Annotated in this window: 4 protein-coding genes; all 4 read right to left on the reverse strand. The window is 60.8% G+C overall.

Features of this window, described 5'->3' with window-relative positions:
• Positions 1-1,031 precede the first annotated feature (1,031 nt).
• Positions 1,032-1,352, reverse strand: a complete 321-nt coding sequence (locus tag IT472_RS08330; RefSeq protein ID WP_297180782.1) for a transcriptional regulator — start codon at positions 1,350-1,352, stop codon at positions 1,032-1,034.
• 2 nt (positions 1,353-1,354) lie between these two features.
• The gene (locus IT472_RS08335) at positions 1,355-1,693 is read right to left on the reverse strand and encodes a type II toxin-antitoxin system RelE/ParE family toxin (RefSeq protein ID WP_297180783.1); all 339 of its coding nucleotides are present in this window, start codon (positions 1,691-1,693) and stop codon (positions 1,355-1,357) included.
• A gap of 555 nt (positions 1,694-2,248) precedes the next feature.
• The gene (locus IT472_RS08340) at positions 2,249-2,536 is read right to left on the reverse strand and encodes a terminase small subunit (protein WP_297180784.1); all 288 of its coding nucleotides are present in this window, start codon (positions 2,534-2,536) and stop codon (positions 2,249-2,251) included.
• A 57-nt stretch (positions 2,537-2,593) separates the two neighbouring features.
• A partial coding sequence (locus IT472_RS08345; protein ID WP_297180785.1) for a hypothetical protein occupies positions 2,594-3,081 on the reverse strand: 488 nt, incomplete at its 5' end.

Consider the following 3,081-nt stretch of genomic DNA (forward strand, 5'->3'; position numbering starts at 1 on the left):
TTCAAGAACCTGCACACAATCATCTTCCTCATCCGCGGCGGATTGAAGCTTCCCGCATCGCCCTTCGCCATCAGCCCAGCACAATGACAGGGCATTTGTCATCCACACGGATCGTTATAGTCCCGTTTTATTCCTTGTCGCCATCCAGCGCGCTGCCGGATTCAATCTGCTTCAGCAGCCGGTCAAAATCGGTCTTGAACAACCTATCCGTAACCGTCCGCCCACGTCGCCTTGAAGAATCGCTGCGAATGATGCAAGGCGTCGATCACCTTGGGCCCCACACTCAGCGGCAGTACGGCCACGCCGGAGTTCTTTTCGGAGGTCGCGGTCCAGCAAGACAGTGTATTGGGAGCAGGAGCGCGGGCGCTCGGTAGTCTGCGTCAGGAGCTTGCCTGGTCCGTCGTTCCAAACGGACAAGAAGAACTTGCGGAATTTCGGACGATCGGTGATGCGCTGGCATCGTGCTCAGAGACCCAGCTCCGACGCGGGCTAGAGGCGTTGCGTCAGATTGGCTACAGCAGGGGCGTAAGGAATTGCAGACTGCCAGCGTCGATCGCCTGAGTTTCGCAGGCGATGGACCGGAGAGCGTCTGGCGCGATCAGGGCTGGTAGGAACTGGCCGGAGAACTGCTGCCCGGCAGCATTGACGCGGAATTGCAGGAATGGGAGCAGCAGGAGGAAGCCGTATGAAAACAAAGGTGCAGACCTTGGGCGAGCCCGTCGCCCGAGAACGCCGGGATGGCGGTCAGGTGAAACTGTCGACCTTTATCCGCTGAAGATCCGCAAGCGTGGCGGCAGCAAGGTGGTGGTACGGCCTGATGGCTTGGCACAAGCACCGGGGACGCTCGCCACCCAGATCGACCAACCCTTGCTGGTGGCGCTGACGCGGGCCTTCTACTGACAGCAACTGCTGGGGACCATCCTGGCTGGGCAGCAGCCCCGCTGCATGAGCCTGCTTTGGTTCCAGCGCCATCCGCTACCGACCGCCTGGGTGGCGCAGCGTGAGGTGGCGGCGGGGTTTGACGCGTGAGATCAGGCCATCACAACTTGCGTGCGTACCTCAACATTGAGCGCACGCTTGATGGCGGCGAAGACCGCCGAGATGTTGCTCATGGTCGGGTTGCCCGACTGCGACAGCATCCGGTGCAGGCTCTTGGCGGGCTTATGAATTTCCTCGGCCAGCGCCTCGAAGCCGACGGTGGCGTTCACAAGGTCACGCAGGATCAGCTTGGCTGATTCCGGCTCGCCATTGACAAACAGGGTGATGGCCTCGTCAAAAAGCGCCTGTGCAAAGACCGGATCGTTCTGCACGCGCGCGGCCACGGTTTCTTTGAAATCACGGGTCAGTGCCATGTTCACTTTCCTTGTCTAGTTGATGCCTTGCGGCGCTTGTAGTCTTCCCACAGCGCCACCGCCTGATCGATGTCCTGCTGCTGGCGCTTCTTGGTGCCACCGCCGATCAGGATGATGATCTTCAAACCATCCTTGGCCAGGTAGATGCGCAGCCCCAGGCCCCAATCGATCTTGTACTCACCAATGCCGCGAAACCACTCGACGTTGGACAGGTTGCCCTGTTCCATCCAGCTGACAGCGACGCGCACCTTGGCGGCAGCCACGGCTTCCAGCGACCCGAACCACTGCGCAAAGGGGCTGTCGCCATCGTCCAGCAGGAGTTCTTTGATCTGGTAGCCCATAGATCAAATGGTAACGTATACGTTCCCATTATGCCGGCGTGGCAGATTGAAGGACTGACTGGTGGCCGTGGTTGACGATGAACCGAGTTGCGTAAGTGGTTGAGTTTGCAGGACAACCATCTGCGCCTACCCGCAGGCCAAACGGAGAATAGAGACGGCTCTGGCCGAGAAAGTGGGCGATTCCAGGCGTTTCGGCTGATGACTACCCGCAGCACTGGCGGCCGTAACCCCGCGTGGCGCGGGGATTTCGGGCAAGAAAAAGGGCCCGGAGATTATCCGAGCCCTTGTGATTGGGGTGGCGGGAGTTGAATACTTGCCGCAAACGTAATGATGGCGCGGATTGATGACTGCGACGATGAATTGTTACCGCCAAAGTTACCGCCAGCCGGTTGCGGCTTGGCACTGGCTTGTACGCACAAATTGCAGATGCGTGGATACAGGGCAGTGGGCACGGTGTCCGGGCAGCGCCGCAAGATTGGCGGCACTCCCCCCGCCGGTAGTCATGCGCGCGCTTTTTTGGGTTGCAGGTGGAAACTTTTCTGGAAACTTTGCACCTCATATCGTCACCAGCGGACGCGATACGGTCACGGTGACGGGTGTCGCGCTTTCTAGGAAGTCGCCCTCCATCTTGGCCAGTAACTCGGTGGCGCGAAGATGTGCAGGCATGGACTCGGTGTTGTCGCGCATGACGCGGGTCAGGAACGCTTTTCGTTCGGACGCATCGGCGATGGCGGCGCATCGCGTATCAGCGGCCAGCCGTTCCAGCGCGGCGCGGATGCCAGCATTTGCAAGCAATCGGGCGGATGATCCGCGCGCGGTGCGCTCGCTGTATCCGGCATCCATCGTGCCGGGCATAGGCGGCGACGAAGGCGGCTTGTCTCGGGGTCAGGGTTGGGGCGGTCATAACCTGTTTCCTTCATGGTGTATCAGGGTGAAGTCATGGCACGCATGGCGCTGCATCGGCCAGTGGAAGCGCCGGGCATCCATCGCGCATCGTCCCCCTGCGCCAGCAGCAGGGTTCAGCGGATCAGGCGACCAGTGCGCACACTCGCCACAGGTGGCAGTCGGTCGCGGCGGTTGCTGGCCACTGCGCAGTCGATACAGGCACCACGGGCAAGAAGTCAGGCGCGGCCAGCCATCCATGACGGGCGCACCTTCGACGATGCCCGGATGCACGGCCACGGCTCCGCATCCATCGCACACGGCGCGCGCGTTGTAGTCGTGCGGTATCTGCCCAGCTTCGCGCTTGGTGATGCTTGGCAACGGGACTATAACGATCCGTGTGGATGACAAATGCCCTGTCATTGTGCTGGGCTGATGGCGAAGGGCGATGCCGGAAGCTTCAATCCGCCGCGGATGAGGAAGATGATTGTGTGCAGGTTCTTGAA

Origin of the sequence: Thermomonas sp., assembly GCF_020850895.1 — a bacterium.
Classification (GTDB): domain Bacteria; phylum Pseudomonadota; class Gammaproteobacteria; order Xanthomonadales; family Xanthomonadaceae; genus Thermomonas.

Bases quoted from the DNA above. Each gene is read 5' to 3' on its own strand.
- IT472_RS08335 (WP_297180783.1), bottom strand. From the start codon at position 1,693: ATGGGCTACCAGATCAAAGAACTCCTGCTGGACGATGGCGACAGCCCC.
- IT472_RS08340 (WP_297180784.1), bottom strand. From the start codon at position 2,536: ATGGATGCCGGATACAGCGAGCGCACCGCGCGCGGATCATCCGCCCGA.
- IT472_RS08330 (WP_297180782.1), bottom strand. From the start codon at position 1,352: ATGGCACTGACCCGTGATTTCAAAGAAACCGTGGCCGCGCGCGTGCAG.